At 60.4% G+C, this 21429-nt stretch carries 23 protein-coding genes; 8 read left to right on the plus strand and 15 right to left on the minus strand.

Features of this window, described 5'->3' with window-relative positions:
- Positions 1-2: 2 nt before the first annotated feature.
- Entirely contained in the window at positions 3-899 is an 897-nt protein-coding gene (locus A9762_RS08865; RefSeq protein ID WP_069341680.1) for a LysR family transcriptional regulator, read from the minus strand.
- Positions 900-1194: 295 nt separating this feature from the next.
- Here A9762_RS08865 and A9762_RS08870 point away from each other — a divergent pair, with 295 nt between their 5' ends.
- From A9762_RS08870 to lysS, 4 genes are all read left to right on the plus strand, one after another.
- Entirely contained in the window at positions 1195-1416 is a 222-nt protein-coding gene (locus A9762_RS08870; RefSeq protein WP_069341681.1) for a hypothetical protein, read from the plus strand.
- Positions 1417-1518: 102 nt separating this feature from the next.
- A protein-coding gene (prfB, locus tag A9762_RS28065) for a peptide chain release factor 2 (RefSeq protein ID WP_206093563.1) occupies positions 1519-2623 on the plus strand; the annotation gives its coding sequence in 2 pieces (ribosomal slippage) (positions 1519-1590 and positions 1592-2623; 1104 coding nt in all).
- Between the two features lie 3 nt (positions 2624-2626).
- Positions 2627-3106, plus strand: coding sequence for an Ivy family c-type lysozyme inhibitor (locus A9762_RS08875; protein WP_069341682.1), 480 nt, complete (start codon positions 2627-2629; stop codon positions 3104-3106).
- A gap of 16 nt (positions 3107-3122) precedes the next feature.
- A complete protein-coding gene (gene lysS / locus A9762_RS08880) occupies positions 3123-4667 on the plus strand; it encodes a lysine--tRNA ligase (protein ID WP_069341683.1) in 1545 nt (514 codons plus the stop codon).
- A 62-nt stretch (positions 4668-4729) separates the two neighbouring features.
- On the opposite strand, the gene A9762_RS08885 is transcribed toward lysS, so the two are convergent.
- The 3 genes from A9762_RS08885 to A9762_RS08895 form a co-directional block, all read right to left on the minus strand.
- Entirely contained in the window at positions 4730-5599 is an 870-nt protein-coding gene (locus A9762_RS08885) for a hypothetical protein (RefSeq protein ID WP_069341684.1), read from the minus strand.
- Between the two features lie 374 nt (positions 5600-5973).
- Positions 5974-6576 (minus strand): hypothetical protein, encoded by a 603-nt coding sequence (locus A9762_RS08890; protein WP_069341685.1) that lies wholly within the window; start codon positions 6574-6576, stop codon positions 5974-5976.
- Between the two features lie 30 nt (positions 6577-6606).
- Positions 6607-7905 (minus strand): glycosyltransferase family 87 protein, encoded by a 1299-nt coding sequence (locus A9762_RS08895; protein ID WP_083253771.1) that lies wholly within the window; start codon positions 7903-7905, stop codon positions 6607-6609.
- A gap of 279 nt (positions 7906-8184) precedes the next feature.
- Between A9762_RS08895 and A9762_RS08900 the strand changes: the two genes are divergently transcribed.
- Positions 8185-8877, plus strand: coding sequence for a glycine zipper 2TM domain-containing protein (locus A9762_RS08900; protein ID WP_069341687.1), 693 nt, complete (start codon positions 8185-8187; stop codon positions 8875-8877).
- A gap of 135 nt (positions 8878-9012) precedes the next feature.
- Here A9762_RS08900 and iscX read toward each other — a convergent pair whose 3' ends face one another.
- The 11 genes from iscX to A9762_RS08950 all read right to left on the minus strand — a co-directional run bounded on the left by iscX (position 9013) and on the right by A9762_RS08950 (position 17953).
- Positions 9013-9207, minus strand: coding sequence for a Fe-S cluster assembly protein IscX (gene iscX, locus A9762_RS08905; RefSeq protein ID WP_039399317.1), 195 nt, complete (start codon positions 9205-9207; stop codon positions 9013-9015).
- A 52-nt stretch (positions 9208-9259) separates the two neighbouring features.
- Positions 9260-9601 carry an ISC system 2Fe-2S type ferredoxin gene (gene fdx, locus A9762_RS08910; protein ID WP_047907601.1) on the minus strand — a complete coding sequence of 114 codons (342 nt, stop codon included), beginning with the start codon at positions 9599-9601 and terminating at the stop codon, positions 9260-9262.
- Positions 9602-9623: 22 nt separating this feature from the next.
- Entirely contained in the window at positions 9624-11501 is a 1878-nt protein-coding gene (gene hscA / locus A9762_RS08915; RefSeq protein ID WP_069341688.1) for a Fe-S protein assembly chaperone HscA, read from the minus strand.
- 88 nt (positions 11502-11589) lie between these two features.
- Positions 11590-12120 carry a Fe-S protein assembly co-chaperone HscB gene (gene hscB / locus A9762_RS08920; RefSeq protein WP_069341689.1) on the minus strand — a complete coding sequence of 177 codons (531 nt, stop codon included), beginning with the start codon at positions 12118-12120 and terminating at the stop codon, positions 11590-11592.
- Positions 12121-12259: 139 nt separating this feature from the next.
- Positions 12260-12481 (minus strand): DUF3565 domain-containing protein, encoded by a 222-nt coding sequence (locus A9762_RS28070; RefSeq protein ID WP_083253772.1) that lies wholly within the window; start codon positions 12479-12481, stop codon positions 12260-12262.
- A 13-nt stretch (positions 12482-12494) separates the two neighbouring features.
- A complete protein-coding gene (iscA, locus tag A9762_RS08925; protein ID WP_069341690.1) occupies positions 12495-12818 on the minus strand; it encodes an iron-sulfur cluster assembly protein IscA in 324 nt (107 codons plus the stop codon).
- 29 nt (positions 12819-12847) lie between these two features.
- Entirely contained in the window at positions 12848-13255 is a 408-nt protein-coding gene (gene iscU / locus A9762_RS08930) for a Fe-S cluster assembly scaffold IscU (RefSeq protein ID WP_047907598.1), read from the minus strand.
- A gap of 18 nt (positions 13256-13273) precedes the next feature.
- Complete coding sequence (locus A9762_RS08935; RefSeq protein ID WP_069341691.1) at positions 13274-14497, minus strand: IscS subfamily cysteine desulfurase; 1224 nt, start codon at positions 14495-14497, stop codon at positions 13274-13276.
- A gap of 31 nt (positions 14498-14528) precedes the next feature.
- Complete coding sequence (iscR, locus tag A9762_RS08940) at positions 14529-15056, minus strand: Fe-S cluster assembly transcriptional regulator IscR (protein WP_069341692.1); 528 nt, start codon at positions 15054-15056, stop codon at positions 14529-14531.
- A 125-nt stretch (positions 15057-15181) separates the two neighbouring features.
- On the minus strand, positions 15182-17290 hold the full coding sequence (locus A9762_RS08945; protein WP_069341693.1) for a site-specific recombinase: 2109 nt from the start codon (positions 17288-17290) through the stop codon (positions 15182-15184).
- A 186-nt stretch (positions 17291-17476) separates the two neighbouring features.
- A complete protein-coding gene (locus A9762_RS08950; protein ID WP_069341694.1) occupies positions 17477-17953 on the minus strand; it encodes a low molecular weight protein-tyrosine-phosphatase in 477 nt (158 codons plus the stop codon).
- A 591-nt stretch (positions 17954-18544) separates the two neighbouring features.
- Here A9762_RS08950 and A9762_RS28495 point away from each other — a divergent pair.
- From A9762_RS28495 to A9762_RS08965, 3 genes are all read left to right on the plus strand, one after another.
- Positions 18545-18973 carry a hypothetical protein gene (locus A9762_RS28495; RefSeq protein ID WP_139133143.1) on the plus strand — a complete coding sequence of 143 codons (429 nt, stop codon included), beginning with the start codon at positions 18545-18547 and terminating at the stop codon, positions 18971-18973.
- 366 nt (positions 18974-19339) lie between these two features.
- Positions 19340-20575 (plus strand): acyltransferase, encoded by a 1236-nt coding sequence (locus A9762_RS08960; RefSeq protein WP_069341696.1) that lies wholly within the window; start codon positions 19340-19342, stop codon positions 20573-20575.
- The gene (locus A9762_RS08965) at positions 20572-21378 is read left to right on the plus strand and encodes an ankyrin repeat domain-containing protein (protein ID WP_069341697.1); all 807 of its coding nucleotides are present in this window, start codon (positions 20572-20574) and stop codon (positions 21376-21378) included. Before A9762_RS08960 ends, A9762_RS08965 begins: the two co-directional genes overlap by 4 nt.
- Positions 21379-21429: the final 51 nt, after the last annotated feature.

The raw sequence follows: 21429 nt of genomic DNA on the forward strand, positions 1-21429 counted from the left end.
ATCTACGCGGGTTGCGCCTCGGCAACATACTCACGCATCACCCGTAGAAACGCTTCTCGCGCAGGGTGTACATCCACGCCGCGGTGCCGAACGAAGAAGTTGGGGACCGCTGCCAGATCCTCCATCGCGTGCCCCACGATGTTCGCCTCCTGTCGGTACCGCAGATAGATGCCGCGAGGCACGAGGGAATAGCCAACGCCCGCGCCCACGCAAGCGACGATGGTCGCGTAGCTTCCGTAACTCAAAATGCGCCCCGGCGTGACCGCGTTCGACGCCAGCCACTGCTCCATCGTGCCGCGATACGGACAGCCCGGCGGCCACATGAGCAGCGTAGCGCCAGCCAGATCGGAAGCCTCATGCACGCGTCCTGCTCGCGCCGGGGCGACCAGCACGATCGGTTCGCGGTAGATCTCGTCCGCGACGACCGACATTTGCGCCTGCGCTTCGAGACATGCGGTGCCCGCGATCAGCGCGGCATCGACGCGTCCGTGCTGGATTTCGTCAAGCAGGTTCAACGACGTATCCGTCACCAGATTCAGACGTACTTTCGGATAGGCCGCGTGGAATCTCGCCAGCACCGCGGGCAACCGCGACGTGGCCGACGATTCGATGGCGCCCAGAGAGAAATCCCCTGACGGTTCGTTCGCGGGATTGAGTGCCGCGCTCGCTTCACGCGATAACGCGAGAATCCGGTCCGCGTAGCCAAGCAGCGTACGCCCGCTCGGCGTGAGTTGCAGACGCCGCCCCTGCCGGTGGAAAAGCTTCACGCCCACCGTGTGCTCGAGCGACCGGATGCGCGCCGTCACGTTCGATTGGACACAGTGCAGCGCCTCGGCCGCGCCCAGCACGCTGCCCTCATCGACGATGGCTTTAAAAGTCTGAAGTTGCAGAAAGTCCATGACGAGCTCCAAGGCAAATCGCGAGCAAATCCAGCGCAAATCGGGTGAAGACAAGGCCACACGACGACGCCACCGCGACATCGTGTTTTTGGCCTGCCGCAACAAGACCGACGGCCAACCGCGAAATGTTACGCGCCGGACGCCATCACTTCAATAATAGTGAATAAAATCACCTCAACAATTCACTTTTTTAGTGCACGCGAAACGCATAAGCTTCGGGTTATCCCTAATGCGATGCCCGCCCAAGCATTCCGCCTCCGGCCCTCGCGTCGCACCTTGTGAAGGAAGTCACACCATGTACCGCCCTCTGTCCGCCGCTGCCAACCTCAACGCTTCCGCCCCGGTCGTTGCTGCGCCGGTCACGCCGCTCGGCCTGTTCTTCCGTGCCATCGATCAGTGGCGCATGCACTATGAGCAGACACTGCAAGCCGAAGCACTCGCATCGTTCGACGATACGTCTCTCGCGGATGTCGGTTACGCGCGCGACGCGTTCGGTCTGCGTCATACGTCGCGTTAAGCCACTGTCCGAAAGTCGTCAAAAGCCCCCGAAAAGTCAGGGAAACAGGGGCTTCGCTGCGCTATAATTGCGGTTTTCCCGAATTCGCAACTGTCATAGCTCATGGAAGCCGAACGCCTCAACGCCCTCGAATCCCTGCTCGCCGACCTTCGCACTCGCGTGGGCGAGCTCAGGGGGTATCTTTGACTTCGATGTCAAGCAAGCTCGCCTGACGGAAGTCAACAAAGAACTCGAAGATCCCAACATCTGGAACGACTCCAAGCGTGCTCAGGCACTGGGCAAGGAGAAGAAGGCGCTCGACAGCGTGGTCACCAATCTGACCGAACTCGACGCCGGCCTCTCCGACACGCAGGAGCTGTTCGACATGGCTCGCGAGGAAGGTGACGAAGACTCGCTCATGGCGCTTGAAGGCGACACGAAGGGACTCGAAGCCCGCGTGGGTGACATGGAGTTCCGCCGGATGTTCAACAACCCGGCCGACCCGAACAACTGCTTCATCGACATTCAGGCCGGCGCCGGCGGCACCGAGGCCAACGACTGGGCCGGCATGTTGCTGCGCCAGTATCTGCGCTATTGCGAGCGCAAAGGCTTCAAGGCCGAAGTCCTCGAAGTCTCGGACGGCGACGTCGCCGGCATCAAGAGCGCCTCGCTCAAGGTCACGGGCGACTACGCCTACGGTTATCTGCGTACCGAAACCGGTGTGCACCGTCTCGTGCGCAAGTCGCCGTTCGATTCGTCGGGTGGCCGTCACACGTCGTTCGCCAGCCTGTTCGTGTACCCGGAAGTCGATGATTCGATCGATATCGAAATCAATCCGGCCGACGTGCGTACCGATACCTACCGCGCCTCGGGTGCGGGCGGTCAGCACATCAACAAGACCGACTCCGCCGTGCGTCTGACGCACATCCCGACGGGCATCGTCGTGGCCTGCCAGAACGACCGCTCCCAGCACCGTAACCGCGCCGAAGCGTGGGACATGCTGCGTTCGCGTCTGTTCGAACACGAGATGCGCAAGCGTCGTGCCGAGCAGGACAAGCTCGAGTCGAGCAAGACGGATGTGGGCTGGGGTCACCAGATTCGCTCGTACGTGCTCGACCAGTCGCGCGTCAAGGACCTGCGCACCAGCGTCGAAACCGGCAACACCGGCAAGGTGCTCGATGGCGATCTGGACGACTTCATCTCCGCGAGTCTCAAGCAGGGAGTGTAAGGAATGGCGTTTGTCCGCACGCTAGCCGTGTGGGTGGTGAGTGCGCTGTGCTTGCAGCGCGCCGCCGTTGCTGCCCCGGCCAGTTCGCCGGGTGCACCGGGTGCAAGTCCCGAGACGGGACCGTACCTGCATGAACTGCTCAAGCGCCCGGATTTTTCGGGCGCTTACGCACGCATCGTTGCACCGCGCAATGTGCCCGCTTGGGTGCGTCAGGGTGGCACCTCGACGCCATCGCAACGCGTGAGCGTCGCAGGCAAGCCCTGGCTGCTGGTGCAGAGTTGCAAGCCGCACGATTGCCCGAGCGAGTACGTCCATATCCTGTACGAACCGCGCTCGCAGGCCATCGCGGCGTTGTTTGTGCGAGACCCCAGTGCAGCGGCCAATGCCAGCCCGCATCAGGACCGCACGGAACTGATCTGGCTGGGTGCGCCCGACGGCTCGCTCAAGAATGCCCTGCTCCACACGCTGCGTTTTACCGAATAACTTCATCGTTCGCATCATGACCGATCAAAACATCCCGGCCGATTCGGCCAATCAGGCCAACGACCTGCCGCAGGACGACAACAAGCTCATCGCCGAGCGTCGCGAGAAGTTGACGGCGATTCGCGCGGGCGGCGTGGCGTTCCCGAACGACTTCCGCCCCGAACAGCATGCCGGCGATCTCCAGGCGCGCTATCAGGACGTCGATAACGAAGCGCTTGAAGCCGAACCCATCGCCGTGTCGGTGGCTGGTCGCATGATGCTCAAACGCGTGATGGGCAAGGCCGCTTTCGCCACCGTGCAGGACGGCAGCGGTCAGATTCAGTTCTTCATCGGTCGCGACGACGTTGGCGCCGATTCGATGACGGCGTTCAAGGGCTGGGACATCGGTGACATCATCGCCGCGACCGGCACGCTGTTCCGCACGCGTACCGGCGAACTGTCGGTCAAGGTGAAGGAACTGCGCCTGCTCGCCAAGGCGCTGCGCCCGCTGCCGGACAAGTTCCACGGTCTGGCCGATCAGGAAACGAAGTATCGTCAGCGCTACGTCGATCTCATCACGTCGCCGGAAACCCGCAACACGTTCCGCGCACGTGCGAAGGCCATCGCCTCGATCCGCCAGTACATGACGAACGCTGACTTCATGGAAGTCGAGACGCCGATGCTGCACCCGATTCCGGGCGGCGCGGCAGCCAAGCCGTTCATCACGCACCACAATGCGCTCGACATGCAGATGTATCTGCGTATCGCCCCCGAGCTTTATCTGAAGCGTCTGATCGTCGGCGGCTTCGAGCGCGTATTCGAAATCAACCGTAACTTCCGTAATGAAGGCGTGTCGCCGCGTCACAATCCGGAATTCACGATGATGGAGTTCTACGCTGCCTATACGGACTACCGTTGGCTGATGGACTTCACGGAAGCCCTGATCCGTCGCGCGGCTGTCGACGCACGCGGCACGGCAACCATTGAGTATCAGGGTCGCGAACTGGATCTGGCCAAGCCGTTCCATCGCCTGACGATCGTCGAAGCCATCCTGAAGTACGCGCCGGAGTACACCGAAGCGCAACTCGCGGATATCGACTTCGTGCGCGGCGCGCTGGCCAAGTACGGCGTGAAGACCGATGCACCGCAGTTCAAGAACGCCGGTCTCGGCGCACTGCAACTGGCGCTGTTCGAAGAAACGGCGGAGAGCCAGCTCTGGGAACCGACGTTCATCGTCGACTACCCGGTAGAGGTCTCGCCGCTGGCACGTGCATCGGACACGCTGCCGGGCATTACCGAGCGTTTCGAGTTGTTCATCACGGGCCGCGAGATCGCCAACGGCTTCTCGGAGCTGAACGATCCGGAAGACCAGGCCGCACGTTTCCGTGCGCAAGTCGATCAGAAGGATGCTGGCGACGAAGAAGCCATGTATTACGACGCCGACTACATTCGCGCGCTCGAATACGGCATGCCCCCGACAGGCGGTTGCGGCATCGGCATCGATCGTCTGATCATGTTGCTCACCGACAGCCCCAACATTCGCGACGTGCTGCTCTTCCCGCACCTGCGCCGCGAAGACTGATCGGTCGGCACGCAATCAACGCAAGATAAAGCCGCAGCCCTTGTCAGGGGCTGCGGCTTTTTTCATAGCGACGTCGAACGCTCACGACGCCGCAACGTATTCTCCTCATCGGGCAACACGCGATCGTCCGGGGACGTTGCCGGCAACGTGGATGTCGGCACCGGTGTCGAGGTTTCCGAACATGCCTCCCGGCGACGCGTCAGCGCGTCCTCCCCTTCCCGTCCAACGATCGAATCTCGCCAATCGGTTCCTGCACACTCACGCATGAAATCGGCAATCTCGATGGCGGCGACCGATGTCGGCTGTCCATCGGCCGACAGGCGCGCAACGGATTGGGTGACGTTGGCCAGACAGTCCACCAAGCCACCCGCGTGCATGTGAAACGACACGATTCGCACGCAGATCTCGTCCATGAGTTGCCCCGATTCGTACGTCGCAAGATGCGGCAGGACCGCGCGTCCAACTGCGCAGAACAAGGCCGTGTTCGGATCGGACGACCAGACGCCTTCATCGACCGACGGCATCACCGAACGCCACGATGGGGCGAGCGCGCGCCAACCGAGGTCATATTCGAGCGCCGCCATCGTGCCCGGCTCGAATCCCGGCTCGCGAAGGTAGATCGATGGGAGTGATAGCGCCTCGACCGTGGTGAACTCACTCGTATCCACGGGAAGACTGAGACCACGAATCTCGCTGACATCGCCGACCTCCTGCGGGGTGGACGGCACCTGCGCATCGGCGCGCCGAAGCTCACCGGCACCGATACCAAGACACGCCATGCGATCCGCGATGTCGGTGGCCACTTCCCCGGGACGGACGGTGGCCGGACATCCGTCCTCGGTACGGGTAGCACCGAGCATCTCCATCCATACCGCGCTGACCCGGTTTTCGTTGAGAAAACCCACGCGGTCCGGCTCGGAATGCAGATGCATGATCGTTCGCCCTTCCACCTGAACCTCTACGGGGGATGCTTGCGGCAACACCGTATGGCATTGCTTAGGGGCACGCGGCTGGGCGACGGCGCGAAGCACGCGTGCACCGTCAAACGCCTCGCGGAACGCAGCGCTCCGAATTTGCACGGAGCCAATCGGTGAGAGGAAGACGGACGACGTGGGTCCGGTCGAGGAAGGCGTATGAGCCGCGTAGGGATTGGCAGCGTAAGACGGCATCAAGGGCAAAGCTGGCATACGTAGTCTCCGGTGAGGGCAACGGAATGTGCCCTCACCGAGTCTAGGTAGCGTCCCATGTCGCGTTTTGGGGTCGCGAGCGCCGGCTACGTGAAACGAGACAACACTGGAAACCTGTTTTAGAAAGCCGGCGTACCTCGATAAGCGGACGGCCAGTCGCCATCGAGTCGCAGCCAACTACGCGAGATGGGCAGAATGGCACCGGTCGATGCGCCCTCGATCAACTGACGCAATGCCAGCGACGACACCGTCTTCGTATCGGTAGGAAAGGCAACGAGGAAGGTGCGGTTCACGGCGATTGCTGCGAACTCCGTCGCGCCGAAATGCTCGGCCATCGACTGGTAGAGATTCCCCAGCACCAGCGCCCCCGCCGGCGCCATCCAATTGCCGCGCGAACCGCCAATCATCGTGCCGTCGTCGAGCCGGGCAATGCCGAATTCGAAATGGCGCGCCGTCCAGGCTCGCGAGAGGTTGGATGCGGCTTGCGCGAATGCCGCCTCGAACGTCATTCCGGCGGCTTGCAGATCACTACCCTGCAAACGTCGCAGCCCGGTCGGGCTATCGAGGACCAAGGTGACGAAGACGTCGTCCGAAAATGGCTCACTGACGTCGCCCTGTGCATCGTGCGTATCGACCCACGCACGTTGCACGACGTACGGATACACATGCAGATGGCTCGCCGCATCCAGCGGACTTTCGAGAGTCGGTAACGTATCGATCATAAGTGTGCGACCAAGCGGCCGGAGATGCGTTCACAGACGATGCGCAACATTATGCGCGCCTGATACTTGCTGTGCCCGTTGTGAGCGTATGGCGCGTACCGCGCGCCACCCGATCAGCCACATCAACGCAGGCAGCAACACGACACCCCACTGCCCCATCGGCGTCCAGAGTACGGCGAGATACGCTTGTAACGGCAGCAGCCAGAGCAACGCCTGCAATCGCCCCGCGAGCCACGTCTGCCCTTCGTTCGTGCCAACAGTGGTGCGGTCTTGTGCGAGGCATAACAACGGCACGATCAACCACACCAATTCGTAGTAGAGAAGATAGGGCTGAACCAGTAACGTCGCTGTCATGGCCGCAGCGACGCGTAACGGCAAGGGCCCACGCTTCGCCCATAGCCATGCGGCGACGAGTATCGACGGCAGGGCCACAATGGCGTAGAGCGCGTACGCCACGGGCAACGGGATTCCGACCAGACGTGCCGCGGCGAACACCGTCGGCATCGCATGCCAGATATCGCCTGCGCCTTGCTGGACGACCTCGACATTGAACGCAGACACGGCCGCAAAGAACGCCCGCCACAAGGACCATCCCTCCCACGTCAATGTAAGCGCACAACAGAGCGCAGCGGTCGCGGCCATCGTCATCAAAGCGCGCCATTGTCTTGCGCATAGCCACCACAGCGGCAGCAGCACCGCGAATTGCGGTTTGATGACGAGCAGGCCGGCGCACACTCCCGCAAGCACCGGGGATGTGCCCGAATACGTTAGCGCGACCGTCATCAGTAACAGCGTCACGACCGAGTTCTGCCCCGTCAGGATTGCGATCCACAGCCCGGGGAACGCCATGACGACGAGCCACGGCCAACCCGCCCCAACTCGCCATCGCCTCACGGCAACGACAAACAACGCGACGCTAACGATGACGTACAACGCGTACACCCAGCCGTATGACAGCCGTGACAGCGGTTGAATCAGCCACTGGAACGTCGGCGGATACAGCCAATGCCCTAGCTCGCTGTAAGCAGGAAAAAAATGCAGTTGCGCGGCGTCGAGCGTTGCGTTGTCGAAGGCAGCAGGGGCACCGAGATGCGTGGTGATCCACGAAACGGTCCAGAAGACGCGCAAGTCGTGCCCCAGCGGCGGCATGCCCTCAGTCCCGTGACGTTCGCTCATCAGCCAACTGAAAGCCCACACGCCGAGCGCCACCCATTGCAGCACCATGACGACACCGGCTGCCATCACGACGCCGCGCGGCAACGACACGCCCCCTGAGGGCTTGCCTCGACGCGTCGTCGGCAGTTCGGATGACGCCATCTGTCGATTCATGTCTAGCCTCTCCCACGACTTGTTTCTTTTGTTAAATCCGCCGCAGACAACGCCTGCGCAACGTCTTTTCAATCAAAGAAAATTCTTATATTTTTCAAAAACTTAGGGGATCCAACAACATTACCGGAAGGCCGATCGAACGATGCACATCTTACATCGCGTTACAAAATGAAACGGATGCCCCTTTCCCGGTGACGGAAACTTTTCTCATGCGAAATCGCCCGTGCACGCCAGCACGCAAAAGAGGATTCGCACTTACCGCACGATGGAGAGAACAACATGGATAACGATCTGCAACCGCGTCGCATGCATCCCCTGGTCGCTGCCGCTGCCGGCAGTATCGTCGTTGTCAGCCTGCTCGGTGTCGCCGCCATTACCGGCGTGCTGCCGGTGGCGAAGAGTACCGACGGCCCCGCGCCAACGAGCAATAGCGCACAGTACGCATTGACCAGCCCGCAACAAACGGCGCCGTCGGCACAGACGCAACAAGCCGCGTATGCCGAACAGCCGCAAACGCCGTCCGCATCACAGCAAATGTCGCAGCAAATGCAGCAACAGGCACCGCAACGTGCTCCGGCGACGCAGCCGTCGTACGCCCAGCAGACGGCCGCACCGACACAACAGCAAGCGGCGACGTGCTCGACGTGCGGCACCGTGCAATCGGTGCAACCGATTCGTACGGAAGGTCATGCGACCGGTCTGGGCGCTGTGGGCGGTGCCGTGGCTGGCGGCTTACTCGGCAATCAGTTCGGCGCAGGTAACGGCCGCACGGCAATGACGGTGGTCGGTGCACTCGGCGGCGGTCTGGCCGGGAACGAAGTCGAAAAGCGAGTCCGTTCGGACACCGTTTATCGCGTGTACGTCCGCATGGATACCGGCAAGACGCGTTACTGGACCTATCAATCGGCCCCCGGCGTTCAGCCAGGCGACCGTGTGCGTCTGGAAAACAACGGGCTGGTGCGCGCTAGTTGAGGTGTGAGGCCCGCGCCCGGATGGGCTGCGTGGCCGCATCGCAAGAAAGCAAAAAGCCGCTCTTTCGAGCGGCTTTTTGTTTCGGACGTCTCATCCAGCCAACAAGACCCGTTGGCCTGTCAGCATCGATCCCGATCAGTCGGCTTCGTCGATCCACGCCAACTGAATGGCCTCCAGAATCTTCTCACCGGAACGATCCGGTGCATCGTCGAAACCGTCCAGCGCGACGACCCACTTGTGAAGGTCGGTGAAGCGCACGTACTGCGGGTCGACGTCGGGATGCGCCTCGGTAAGCGCAATCGCGATTTCCAGGCTATCGGTCCATTTCATGGGGAAGCTCCTTTGTGCTATCTCGTCACTGCACGACACCCACGGGCATCGCTCAGTGATTTTCCTTGGCGTGGTTGATCGTGTACTTCGGAATTTCTACGACGAGATCCGTATCGTCCGGCATCAGCGTCTGGCACGACAGACGCGATGTCGGCTCCAGGCCCCAGGCCTTGTCCAGCAGATCTTCTTCTTCGTCCTCCGCCGGCTCCAGCGATTCGAAACCTTCACGCACGATCACGTGGCAGGTCGTGCAAGCACACGACAGCTCGCAGGCGTGTTCGATCTCGATATGGTTGTCCAGCAACGCGCGGCACACGGACGTGCCCGGCGCAACCTCCAGCACAGCACCCTCCGGGCACAGCTCGACGTGAGGCAATACAACGATTTGAGGCATGGCTTTGAATTCCGTGTGTGTCTTACAGTTTGTCGATGTCCGCCACGCGACGACCGGCCAGCGCCGCACGGATGCTCTTGTCCATGCGGCGTGCGGCGAACGCGTCGGTCGCATGCGAGAGCGTTTCGGTCGCCGCCTTGATGGCGGTCTGATCGTCGCCCGAGGCCTTCTGACGCAGGTCGGCCAACAAGCCATCGATCTGCGCGCGCTCTTCCTCGTCCAGCAATTCGGGATCGGCTTGCAGCGCGCTGTCGATCGCGACCAGCAGACGCTCGGCCTCCACCTGCTGCTCGCGCAATGCGCGGGCATGCATGTCCTGCTCGGCCGAGCCGAAGCTGTCCTGCAACATCCGGGAAATGTCTTCGTCGGCCAGCCCGTACGACGGCTTCACCTCGATCGAAGCCGCCACGCCCGAGTGCATTTCCTGAGCGAAGACGGACAGCAAACCATCGGCGTCGACTTGATACGTCACGCGAATTCGCGCCGCACCGGCCGTCATCGGCGGAATGCCGCGCAGCTCGAAGCGTGCCAGCGAACGGCAGTCCGACACCAGTTCACGCTCGCCTTGCAGCACGTGAATGGCCATTGCCGTCTGGCCGTCCTTGAAGGTCGTGAACTCTTGCGCACGCGCGACCGGAATCGTCGCATTGCGCGGGATGATTTTCTCGACGAGGCCACCCATCGTCTCGACGCCGAGCGAGAGCGGAATCACGTCGAGCAACAGCCAGTCGTCGCCTTCCGCCTGATTGCCCGCGAGCAGGTTGGCCTGTACGGCCGCACCCAGTGCCACGACCTGATCCGGGTCGAGATCCACCAGCGGTTCCCGTCCGAAGAAGCTCGCCACTGCAGCGCGCACTTGCGGCATGCGCGTAGCGCCCCCCACCAGCACGACACCCTTGACGTCTTCCGGACCCATGCCAGCATCGCGCAACGCCTTGCGCATCGGACCGATCGTGCGCTGCACCAGCGGTGCGCCCAACGTCGTGAACTGTTCGCGCGTGAGGTCCAGTGAAATCTTGCGCTCGCCCGACAGCGTCAGCGCAATGGTCGCCTGCTCGGCGTCCGTCAGCGATTCCTTGGCCGTACGTGCATGGTCGAGCAAGCTGCGTACGTCTTCCGGCGTCAGCGACGCCGTGTCGATGCCCGCCGTCTGCACCGCCCAGCGGTAGATCACCTGATCGAAGTCGTCGCCGCCGAGGGCAGAATCCCCGCCGGCAGCCAGCACCTCGAACACACCCTTCGTCAGTCGAAGAATCGAGATGTCGAACGTTCCGCCACCGAGGTCGTAGACGGCGTAGAGGCCTTCTGCACCATTGTCCAGACCATACGCAATGGCGGCAGCCGTCGGTTCATTGAGCAAACGCAGGACATTCAGCCCGGCCAGACGCGCCGCATCCTTGGTCGCTTGGCGTTGTGCATCGTCGAAGTACGCGGGGACCGTAATCACGGCGCCAACCAGATCGTCGCCGAGCGAATCTTCCGCACGTTGACGCAGCGTCGCGAGAATCTCGGCAGACACTTCCACCGGGCTCTTCACGCCGCCTGCGGTGTTCATCTGCACCATGCCGGGTGCGTCGACGAAGTCGTAAGGGGCGTTGTCAGCGTGCGCGACATCCGTGAGGCCGCGGCCCATGAAGCGCTTGACGGAAACGATGGTGTTACGCGGATCGGTCGCCGCCGCAGCCTTGGCGTCGTAACCGATTTGCGTACGGTGCCCGCCCAGATAGCGGACAACGGAGGGCAGCAAGACGCGGCCCTGTTCGTCGGGAAGGACTTCGGCCACACCGCTGCGCACGGAGGCAACGAGCGAGTGCGTCGTGCCTAGGTCGATGCCCACGGCGAGTCGCCGCTGGTGCGGCGCGGGGGACATGCCGGGTTCGGAAATTTGCAGAAGGGCCATGACTTTGCAATACGGGCGACACACGCCAGCGCGTGCACCCTGTTCTCAAGCAGTTCTCAATGACATGTGACGGCGCCGCACCGGGCCGTCACGCGTTTTCCAGCATTTCGATGCGCTGCGCGATGTCTTCCTCGGCGCGCGCAATGAACATCAGTTGTCGCACGGCTTCCGCCGCCGGCTGCCAGGCCGCACTGTTCAGCCAGTCGCCCAGCTTGGCGAGTCGCACACGACGGTCGTCGCGCAAAGACTTGGCGAGGGCATCGAGCGCACCGACGTTGCGCGCGGCAACGGCGTCGTCGATCGCCTCGCGCCACTCCATCTGTTGCATCAGGAAATCGGGGGCCATCGCGGTGTTGTTCTCCGCGCCCACATCGATGCCCTGCAACGTCAGCAAATAGGTCGCACGCTGGAGCGGGTCACGCAGCGTACGGTACGCGGCGTTCGCCTGCGCAGCCCATTGCATGGCCACGCGCCGTTCGGCGTCGCTCGCGCTCGCAAATCGATCCGGATGCACGCGAGATTGCACGGCACGGTACGCCGCCTCAAGCGCATCGGTATCGAGCGTGAAGCCCTGCGGCAGATCGAACAGCGTGAAGTAGTTGTCAGTCAGTGCACTCATCGCGCCCGCTTAATACGTTTAATACGTTGGACCTACGTGCAGGCCAACATTCGACCCGTAAAAAAAGCGGCTCGCGCCGCCTTGCTGCCTACGCTACTGCCCCTGCCTGCGAAACCAGCAACCGGGGTATCCCGTCCAGTCACTCGTCGGACGGCTCACCACGTTCGCACTTCCGGCAAGGTAATTCGCTCCCGAGCATCGCGTCACGACCTGCGGCACTCTGCGTCCATGTCCGGATCTGCCATGGGGGAAGATGCCTGACATGTTGCCCATGCCCGCACGCCAGTCGCGCAACCCATTGGCCTTCGTCGTCTTGCCGAAAACCGATGATCTTGCGTGATGGTGGCAATGCCGCAGGCATTGCCACCGTCGCGTCAGACGCGGAACGACTCACCGCAGCCGCACTCGTCCTTGACGTTCGGGTTGTTGAATCGGAACCCTTCGTTCAGGCCTTCGCGCGCGAAGTCCAGCTCAGTGCCGTCGATGTACGGCAGACTCTTCGGATCGACGATCACCTTCACGCCGTGGCTTTCGAAGACCGTATCTTCGTTCGCCACGTCGTCGGCGTACTCCAGCTTGTAGGCCAGGCCCGAGCAACCGGTCGTCTTCACGCCCAGTCGCAGGCCCACGCCCTTGCCGCGCCGCGTCAGATAACGCGAAACGTGCTGCGCGGCCTTCTCGGTCAATGTAATGGCCATCTTGCCTGATTCCTTATTCGTCGCGCCGCTTACGCAGCCTTGGCCGTTTCGGCCGTCTGGCCGTGCTTCTGCTTGTAATCGGCGACCGCCGCCTTGATGGCGTCTTCAGCCAGAATCGAGCAGTGAATCTTCACCGGCGGCAGCGCCAGTTCCTGCGCGATTTCGGTGTTCTTGATCTCGAGCGCCTGATCCAGCGTCTTGCCCTTGACCCACTCGGTCACGAGCGACGACGAAGCGATTGCCGAACCGCAGCCGTAGGTCTTGAACTTGGCGTCTTCGATCACGCCGGCTTCGTTCACACGAATCTGCAACTTCATCACGTCACCGCAGGCCGGCGCGCCGACCATGCCCGTACCGACGGCGTCGTCGCCCTTCTCGAACGAACCGACGTTACGCGGGTTTTCGTAGTGATCCAGAACTTCTTTGCTGTACGACATGGCTAACTCCTTGAATACTCAGTGTGCGGCCCACTGGATCGAATTCAGATCGACCCCGTCCTTGTACATTTCCCACAGCGGCGACAGATCGCGCAGCTTGCCGATCTTGCTCTTGAGCAGTTCGACCACGTAGTCGACTTCCTGCTCGGTCGTGAAACGACCCACCGTGAAACGAATCGAGCTGTGCGCGAGTTCGTCGTTGCGACCCAGTGCGCGCAAAACGTACGAAGGCTCGAGCGAGGCCGACGTGCACGCCGAACCCGACGACACCGCCACATCCTTGATCGCCATGATCAGCGATTCGCCTTCGACAAAGTTGAAACTGATGTTCAGGTTGTGCGGGACACGTTGTTCCATGTCGCCGTTCACATACACCTCTTCCATTTCCGTCAGACCGGTCAGCAAACGATCGCGCAGCATACGCACGCGCTCGTTCTCGACGGCCATCTCTTCGCGCGCCAGACGGAAGGCTTCGCCCATCCCGACGATCTGGTGCGTCGCCAGCGTGCCCGAACGCATGCCGCGCTCATGGCCACCGCCGTGAATCTGCGCTTCGATACGCACGCGCGGCTTGCGACGCACGTACAGCGCGCCGATACCCTTCGGGCCATACGTCTTGTGCGCCGAGAACGACATCAGGTCGACCTTCAGTGCGGCCAGATCGATCGGCATCTTGCCGGTGGCCTGTGCGGCGTCGACGTGGAAAATGATGCCCTTTTCACGGCAGATTTCGCCGAGCGTGCCGATGTCCTGAATCACGCCGATTTCGTTGTTCACGGCCATGATGGACACGAGAATCGTGTCGGGGCGCAGCGCCGCCTTGAAGACGTCCAGATCCAGCAGACCGTCATCCTTGACGTCGAGATAGGTGACTTCGAAGCCCTCGCGCTCGAGTTCGCGCATCGTGTCGAGCACAGCCTTGTGCTCGGTCTTCACGGTGATGAGGTGCTTGCCCTTGCCTTGATAGAAGTGCGCAGCGCCCTTGATGGCGAGATTGTTCGACTCGGTCGCGCCCGACGTCCAGACGATTTCGCGCGGATCGGCGTTCACCAGCTTGGCCACTTCCTCACGCGCCTCTTCCACCGCCTGCTCGGCTGCCCAGCCGAACGAGTGGCTGCGCGACGCCGGGTTGCCGAACTGCTCACGCAGGTAGGGCAACATCTTGTCCACGACGCGCGGGTCAATCGGCGTCGTGGCGCTGTAATCCATATAGATGGGGAGGTTGAGGGTGTCGTTTTTCATGGGGTGCTCCAGGATCGTGCCGTGGCGCCTGTTATGAACGGGCCATATCAAAGACCGAATTGGGGATGCGCGTCGTAATCGTCTGGTTGCTGTTACCGGACTCGCGCGTGTCGCGCAGCACAGCCTGCTGTGCCTGCTTGCTGCGCTGCTGCTCGACCAGGTCGCGCAGCGAAACGGAATCGAGATACTCGACCATCTTCTGGTTGAGTGTCGCCCACAGCTCGTGCGTCATGCAGTGACCGCGATGGCCGTCCTGGCCCTTCTCGCAATTGCCCTTGCTGCCGCACTGTGTGGCGTCGAGCGGTTCATCGACCGCAATGATGATGTCGGCGACGGTCACCTCTTCTGCGCGGCGCGCAAGGCTGTAACCACCACCCGGCCCGCGTACGCTCTCCACGATTTCGTGGCGGCGCAGCTTACCGAACAGTTGTTCCAGGTAAGAGAGGGAAATTCGCTGACGCTGACTAATGCCCGCAAGCGTCACGGGACCCGCGTCCTGGCGCATGGCCAGGTCGATCATCGCCGTGACGGCGAAACGGCCTTTCGTGGTAAGTCTCATGATGATGCAGGGGATTAATCTCGACTATTTTCGTCAAGTATAAATTCCCTACGAATTTAGTCAAGTACTTCTGGCCCATTTTTTGCGGAAGTTCCCCTATCCGTCCGGGCAACTTCCTAAACTTCTTATTTTTCGGGACGAGGGTCCATCTGCGGGGAGCGCAGAGGGAACAGCAGTACCAGAGGATTGCGCAGTACGGCGCGCCAAATGGCACGGTGAATTTGCCGACGGTCACCCAATCGCAGTGGACGCGATCTGAGCGCCATATGGAATGCTAACGCAAAACTGACACCCACGTTGAGCAGGGCCATCGACCCGACACCCGCGACAGCCAGCCAAAGCGCCGAGTCATGCAGCACCGGCAGGCCCAGCACCCCGATCGACGTTGCGATCGAACCCGTCGACAGCGTCACGTGGCGGACTTCGAAGGGCAACGCGAAAGCCGTCAGAATCGCCGGCACCAGGCCCAGCATGAAGCCAAGCGTCAGATTGCCCAGCACCGGCGCAATGTGACGTCGACACCAGTCTGCCAGCCTTGCCGCTCCGTTTCGCCCGAAGACGAAGCGCAAGCGACGGTTGTAGGCGAGGACATCGCCGATGCCATGCAACGCGAACCAGTTGTCCGCCCAGCCCGATATCAGACTGGAGCACCACAGCAATACGCCGGTCAGCGCCGCAAAGAACGGCGTCACCCCCAGGATCGAGAACGAATGTAGCGTTGCCTGCGCTTTCTCCGGCGTGATGGTGTTGACCCCTAACGCTGCCGACACGGCCCACTGCACCAGAAAACAGAACGGGAAGACCATCGCCAGATTGCCGAAGATGGCCGCGGCCTGCGTCCGCACGAGTGCCAGGACTTCACAAACGAAGGCGTCCATCCCAGCCGGCGTATCAACGTCGTCGAGCTTGCTCGCAATCGCCGGCGCCGTCATCGCAGGCTGCTTGGTCGCCAGCGTGAAATGGCAGAAGTGCATGAACAGGAAGCAGATCGCGTAGTTCGCGCCGGCAAGGAAGCCCTCGACGACCGTCGGCAGATGCGCCCCCGCGATCATGAACTTGATGTAGACCGTCACGACGGTCACCAGCCCACCGCCGCAGGCCATTTTCAGCATCGAAAAGTATTCGCTGCGGTTCCTCGCGATGTAGTGCTCACCGGTCTCGGCGCTGCGCTCGACCACTTTGCGCGCCAGCAATCCAAACGAGGTCCGCGCCAACTCACCAACACTCTGGCTTGCCTTGTTGGCCCGCACCAGATCGGCGAGAAGACGAACGCGAGCAACGGCCCTATCGCTGCGGTCACCGTCCGTCAGCCAGGCCTCCAGCAGGCGCTCGAGCCGTCGAATTCGCGCCTTGGCACGCTCGACCTGAAACACGATGTCGACGCTGACACCGTTCTCGTCGAGATGCGCATACACCTGCCGCACGGCGAGGCCGCAATTGTCCAGTAGTGCGCGAAAGACGTTGATCTGTTGAACGAAAATCTGCGACGGCGGCGCCCCATGCGCGAATGCCTGACCGGCATCTTCGAGCGCCTGCATGGCGCGTCCGAGCCGGTAGAACGGCGAATCGTTGACGCGCGAATATGTCAGACGCGAACGCACCGCCTGCGACAGTCCGGTCGATGCAATCTGATCGACCAGATGATGCATTGCGGCGAGCAGATCCTCGGCGAACGGGTTCCAGTCGGCCTCGGCGTCCTCGTCCTCGCCGTAATGCAGAAGCGCGATGAGATCCCCCAGCAGCTCCGGCGGCAACGCGCCAATCCAGTCGGCCGCGTCGCCGTCCGGGAACATCAGCGAGCACAGCGCCGAGAGGTCGCGCCGCGTTGGCGGCGGCGGGATCAGCGCCTTTTCTATGCGCTCGACCAGCGCGCCCCAGAATCCCGGACGCACCGGCATGCCGGTATCGCAGAGGAGCGAAATCGCGTCGCTTTCATTAATGACGCTACGCAGCGTGCGAGCCACTGGCAACCGCCACTGCGGATTGCGATCCAGCATTTGCAGCAGGTAGCGCAGGCGCGTATGCGGACGATATCGCGCCGCCTCCCCTTCCTCCCGCGCATCGTTCACCAGGGCGCCACGCTTTTGCACCCAGTGCGCCAATTCGATCAGCCATTGGTTGCGAACCGCCAGCGGCGCCGAAGGATCGGCGTGTGCGAGCAGTTCGTCGAGTTGATGGCCAGCGTGACGTGATGCACGCCATTTACGCCAGTACGAATTAAGCGAATTGAACATCGGTGAAAGAACGCGCGAAGAAAAACAGGAAATGATCGGGATGACGAAAAGACGAAATGCCACGCAGCGCGAGCGACCTCACGCATGCGGGGCCAGCATCATAGCCTTGAAAGCGGATTTCCCGAAACCGTTACGCCGACATTGATCAGCCCACACCCGGCTCATCGTGCGCTATGTCTCAGGCGCTCAACGCGCCTTTCCCAAATGCACGAGCAAGCCGTCGAGACCATCTTCAATATAGTCGAGCACGGTCTCGAAACCTTGTGCGCCACCGTAATACGGATCCGGCACTTCCGTGGCGTCGTGATGCGTCGCAAAGTCCATCAATCGCACAATCTTGTGACGATACTGAGCCGGGCATCGCGCCATCAGATCGGCAACGTTGGCGTCGTCCATCGCGACGATCCAGTCGAAACGCTCGAAATCGTCGGCCTCGACGTGACGCGCCCGCAACGCGCTCAGGTCATAGCCACGGCGCTGCGCCGCCTCCTGCGTCCTCGCATCGGGCGCGTGACCGATGTGATAGCTGTGCGTGCCTGCCGAATCGACGTCGACGACATCGACAAGCCCTGCGGCCACCAGACGCTGGCGAAAAATGCCGTCGGCACTTGGTGACCGACAAATATTGCCCATACAAACAAAAAGGACCGATGTCTTTTTCATAACAATTAACAGGACAAATCCGAATTCAACACAAGAGAGGTCGACAATATCGAGCACTCGCATCCAAATAAATCAATCACTTAAGCGCCCACGCTGAGCATTGTCGATTCCTCAACCTCTTGCAGAGGAATGCGCCAGAAGGAGGCCGCGCTGGCGATGCCAATTCGGACGAATCACATGAAGTCCGCCATAAATGATTTTTGGCGATCTGTTGAGTTTCGACGCGGCGTGAGCGAATACCGCAATCAGATTTGCACGGCATTCACACCAACAGTCGTGAAATTTCTTCGACTCAGCGCGTGAGCCTCAAACAGGGCAAAGCCTGGCAATCAGCCTCACGCCCTGCACGGGCCGTGCACCGCCGCGGCCCGCCACACGCCACCACAGCGCGGTGAGCTCAAATGGCCCATTGCCGAACATTCCAATTCCCAGCACCCCCACCAATTCCCACAGGCTGGCTTTTTATACGCAAACATCGGGGCGTTCTTGCTCAAAAAATCAACTCGCACATTACATAAATATGTCGACACTATTAAAAAATGCTCAAATCGTGTTACATTTTCCCGCTTACCAAAAAAGAACTTACACAAAATGTGGTTAGACGGCCTATCTGAAGCGAAATTTGGTTTTGTTTTTGGTGGTTACGCAGGAACTGCGGTAGCGACAGCGATCATTTTCGAACTCGCACTGATCGGACTACGCGAACGAAACCGACGACACGCCAAACCCGAGCATGCGTACCGAATTGCAGTATTTGCGCTTTTCGTGATGATCGCTGCGGGCTTCGATTTTCTCCGCGGATTCGGCATCGTCCAAGTCCCGCAATACGGTGAATTTATGTCGCTCTATCGCCCGGAGAGCTATTGGTACTTCGCACGCGGTGTCATCAGCACGCTACTACTTCTCGTGTTTGAAATCGTTGAACGTGCCGCTGCCACTCATCTGAGCATGTTCTTCGGTAACAGGCCGCACATGATCTCGGACTCGATCCCCGGGGAACAAACGAATAACAATCGATAGCCGGCGCACACCCGCATTCGAAGCACATTGCATGCGATCACATTTTGATCGCATGGCTGCGTTCGTTTGAGCGAACGAATCCATGAAATGCGATTCGTCGGATACGCCACGGCCCGTGGTCGGCCCTGGCGGCTTAATCCTTGTGACATCGGCGCTCCCGGCGACGAGGTCACGCTGCTAGGGCAATGGCACTCACTCGCAACGCGCTCCGATTTCGTCAACGCGACTAGCGGCAGCGGCAGGCGATTCATTGAGGAACCACCCAAAATCACCATCTCTTGACGGCTAGCGCAAGTCTTTGCCCGTAGACCTTATCCACGCGCGTAGAATGCACCGCTACCGTCCCTTCCAATGGCCTCCCGTCCCATGAGCCACAAAAATTTAGAGATAGAACGTTTGCGTGCGGTCGCAGTGCTCCTGACCATTCTCGTGCACGCTCCGTTCAAGCAGTTGTTCCATCCTTACCTGTACTCGTCCTTCACAGGCGTCGATCTATTCTTTGTCATTTCTGGTTTCGTCGTCACGCTTTCGTTTTTGCCCACCTTGCCGGCAGACGCAGGCGCCACTCCAATGCAGCGCCTTGAAAATGGCAAGCAGGCCATCTTCTCGTTTTACCTAAGACGAGTATTCAGAATCGCACCATCAGCGTTCTTCTACATAGCACTGTATTGGATCGTCGCTGTCGTGATGAGGGAGACCGGTAGCAACGCCGCTTTAGCCAAGCCGGGCGACATAATTCGCGAAGGCGTAGCTTTTTCGGGCGGCATCTACAACTATGCGTTGGCGGCAGGCGCTATACCGGCGAACATGGCCCACTACTACAGCCTGTCGATTGAGGAGCATTTCTACCTAATCGCACCACTCATCCTTGTCTTGTGTGGACGAACTTCCTACCGACTGACGGCACTTGCCATTGGCGTAGCGCTCGTGCTTTTCGTCGCTCGCCCGATGACGTCCGGCAGCATCGCCAACCTCTCTCATACCAGGTTTGACGAACTGCTTTACGGCGTCATCATCGCTCTGCTTCTCAGCAAATATAAGACGCTCCACGTTTGGCGATTCGAAACGCTCTCTACCGGCCCAAGTCCATCGAAACTCATTGCGCCGCTTCACAATCCTCGGGTGCGCGCAATTTTCAAGACCGGGTTCGGCATCGCGCTATGCGCACTACTGGCGTGCTTACCCGGCGTAATTAATACCGATATTTTGGGGGGTGGATCCGGTCAGTTTTTCTTTTCGAGTGCAGCTTTCTGCGGGTACGCACTGGTCTCGGTCGCACTCGTCGTGCTCGCCTCACTCGAGAGAGGATGGATCCTTCAAATACCGGTGGTTGCTCCGATTCTTGAGTATTTGGGCTCCCGCTCCTATTCGATCTATCTCGGCCACGTTCTCCTGATCGAGGTCTACAACGATCTCTATTTCAGATTCTACGAAAGCGTGCCGTATTTCCTGAAGCTGACCCGCATAGGGTATGGGGTGCAATTCGTCATTTTTCTTGGCGCAACGATCCTGCTTGCCGAAATCACGTACAGGCTCATCGAAAATCCGTTCCGACGAACCGGCGCTCAAGTCATCAATTCATTCAAGGGAGCGGCGGCATGAAGCGGCTTTTAGGTTGGTTTGTGCTCGCGATCACGCCTTGCACTTCGTTTGCACAGTATGACTACAACGACGATTTCACCAAAGCCATCGCGACTCACTATCCGCCACTCGTACGTTTGCTGATTACGAAAGGGGGTAAGCAAAATACGCAAGATGCGAATGGCGATACCCCAATGATGTTGGCGATTCGGTCGCGCGATCGCGAAATCGCCGACCTCCTGACTCGATATGGGCCAGATTACAGTCTCCAAAACACGGCTCACCATACGGCCGCCATCGAAGCAGTGCTCGCAAACGATGCCGACAGCCTTTCGACGTCTCTGATCCGTGGCGACATGTTTCAGGTCGCGCAAGCGGCAGCGTTAGCAAAGAAAATGCACAAAAGACGAGCCTATGACAAACTATCGGAGATGCTTGGTGCTCCTGTGGTAGATGAGATCAGCAGTTTGGCGTTGACCAGCAACATGCGCTCCTACCTCAACGTAGGAAACACGGTTTCCCTCTCCTACTCTCCCCCTGGAAACGTTCCGGATCTTTGCGGCAAACCGCAAACTGTGTTCCTGTTTCAAGGCAAGGTGTGTCGAGTCGACGGAAATAGCGTCTCCGTTGAATGGCAATCCGTATCCAATTTGAACAATGCCGATATGTCGTGCTCGCCACAACATCATTTCCGCCTGGAAAGGTCAGCGGATGCACAGAGAAACAGCACGTATCTCGGAAACTGTGGCAGCGCCCCTGCCGTCTTCAGTGCACTCCCCTCGACGTTTGATTACAAACAGTTTTTGATACCTGAATTGCGTTAATAGCCATGATCCGAACGCTCCCACTGCTCAAGATGATGGCAAATCACTTGC

The organism is Pandoraea sp. ISTKB (genome assembly GCF_001721285.1).
Classification (GTDB): Bacteria; Pseudomonadota; Gammaproteobacteria; order Burkholderiales; family Burkholderiaceae; genus Pandoraea; species Pandoraea capi.

Bases quoted from the DNA above. Each gene is read 5' to 3' on its own strand.
- fdx (WP_047907601.1), bottom strand. From the start codon at position 9,601: ATGCCTCAAATCGTTGTATTGCCTCACGTCGAGCTGTGCCCGGAGGGT.
- A9762_RS08950 (WP_069341694.1), bottom strand. From the start codon at position 17,953: ATGAAAAAGACATCGGTCCTTTTTGTTTGTATGGGCAATATTTGTCGG.
- A9762_RS08935 (WP_069341691.1), bottom strand. From the start codon at position 14,497: ATGAAAAACGACACCCTCAACCTCCCCATCTATATGGATTACAGCGCC.
- A9762_RS08865 (WP_069341680.1), bottom strand. From the start codon at position 899: ATGGACTTTCTGCAACTTCAGACTTTTAAAGCCATCGTCGATGAGGGC.
- A9762_RS08885 (WP_069341684.1), bottom strand. From the start codon at position 5,599: ATGCATCTGCATTCCGAGCCGGACCGCGTGGGTTTTCTCAACGAAAAC.
- A9762_RS08900 (WP_069341687.1), top strand. From the start codon at position 8,185: ATGGATAACGATCTGCAACCGCGTCGCATGCATCCCCTGGTCGCTGCC.
- iscX (WP_039399317.1), bottom strand. From the start codon at position 9,207: ATGAAATGGACCGATAGCCTGGAAATCGCGATTGCGCTTACCGAGGCG.
- A9762_RS08960 (WP_069341696.1), top strand. From the start codon at position 19,340: ATGAGCCACAAAAATTTAGAGATAGAACGTTTGCGTGCGGTCGCAGTG.
- A9762_RS08875 (WP_069341682.1), top strand. From the start codon at position 2,627: ATGGCGTTTGTCCGCACGCTAGCCGTGTGGGTGGTGAGTGCGCTGTGC.
- iscU (WP_047907598.1), bottom strand. From the start codon at position 13,255: ATGTCGTACAGCAAAGAAGTTCTGGATCACTACGAAAACCCGCGTAAC.
- A9762_RS08890 (WP_069341685.1), bottom strand. From the start codon at position 6,576: ATGATCGATACGTTACCGACTCTCGAAAGTCCGCTGGATGCGGCGAGC.
- A9762_RS08965 (WP_069341697.1), top strand. From the start codon at position 20,572: ATGAAGCGGCTTTTAGGTTGGTTTGTGCTCGCGATCACGCCTTGCACT.
- A9762_RS08945 (WP_069341693.1), bottom strand. From the start codon at position 17,290: ATGTTCAATTCGCTTAATTCGTACTGGCGTAAATGGCGTGCATCACGT.
- A9762_RS08870 (WP_069341681.1), top strand. From the start codon at position 1,195: ATGTACCGCCCTCTGTCCGCCGCTGCCAACCTCAACGCTTCCGCCCCG.
- hscB (WP_069341689.1), bottom strand. From the start codon at position 12,120: ATGAGTGCACTGACTGACAACTACTTCACGCTGTTCGATCTGCCGCAG.
- iscR (WP_069341692.1), bottom strand. From the start codon at position 15,056: ATGAGACTTACCACGAAAGGCCGTTTCGCCGTCACGGCGATGATCGAC.
- lysS (WP_069341683.1), top strand. From the start codon at position 3,123: ATGACCGATCAAAACATCCCGGCCGATTCGGCCAATCAGGCCAACGAC.
- iscA (WP_069341690.1), bottom strand. From the start codon at position 12,818: ATGGCCATTACATTGACCGAGAAGGCCGCGCAGCACGTTTCGCGTTAT.
- A9762_RS28495 (WP_139133143.1), top strand. From the start codon at position 18,545: ATGTGGTTAGACGGCCTATCTGAAGCGAAATTTGGTTTTGTTTTTGGT.
- A9762_RS28070 (WP_083253772.1), bottom strand. From the start codon at position 12,481: ATGCCTGCGGCATTGCCACCATCACGCAAGATCATCGGTTTTCGGCAA.
- hscA (WP_069341688.1), bottom strand. From the start codon at position 11,501: ATGGCCCTTCTGCAAATTTCCGAACCCGGCATGTCCCCCGCGCCGCAC.
- A9762_RS08895 (WP_083253771.1), bottom strand. From the start codon at position 7,905: ATGAATCGACAGATGGCGTCATCCGAACTGCCGACGACGCGTCGAGGC.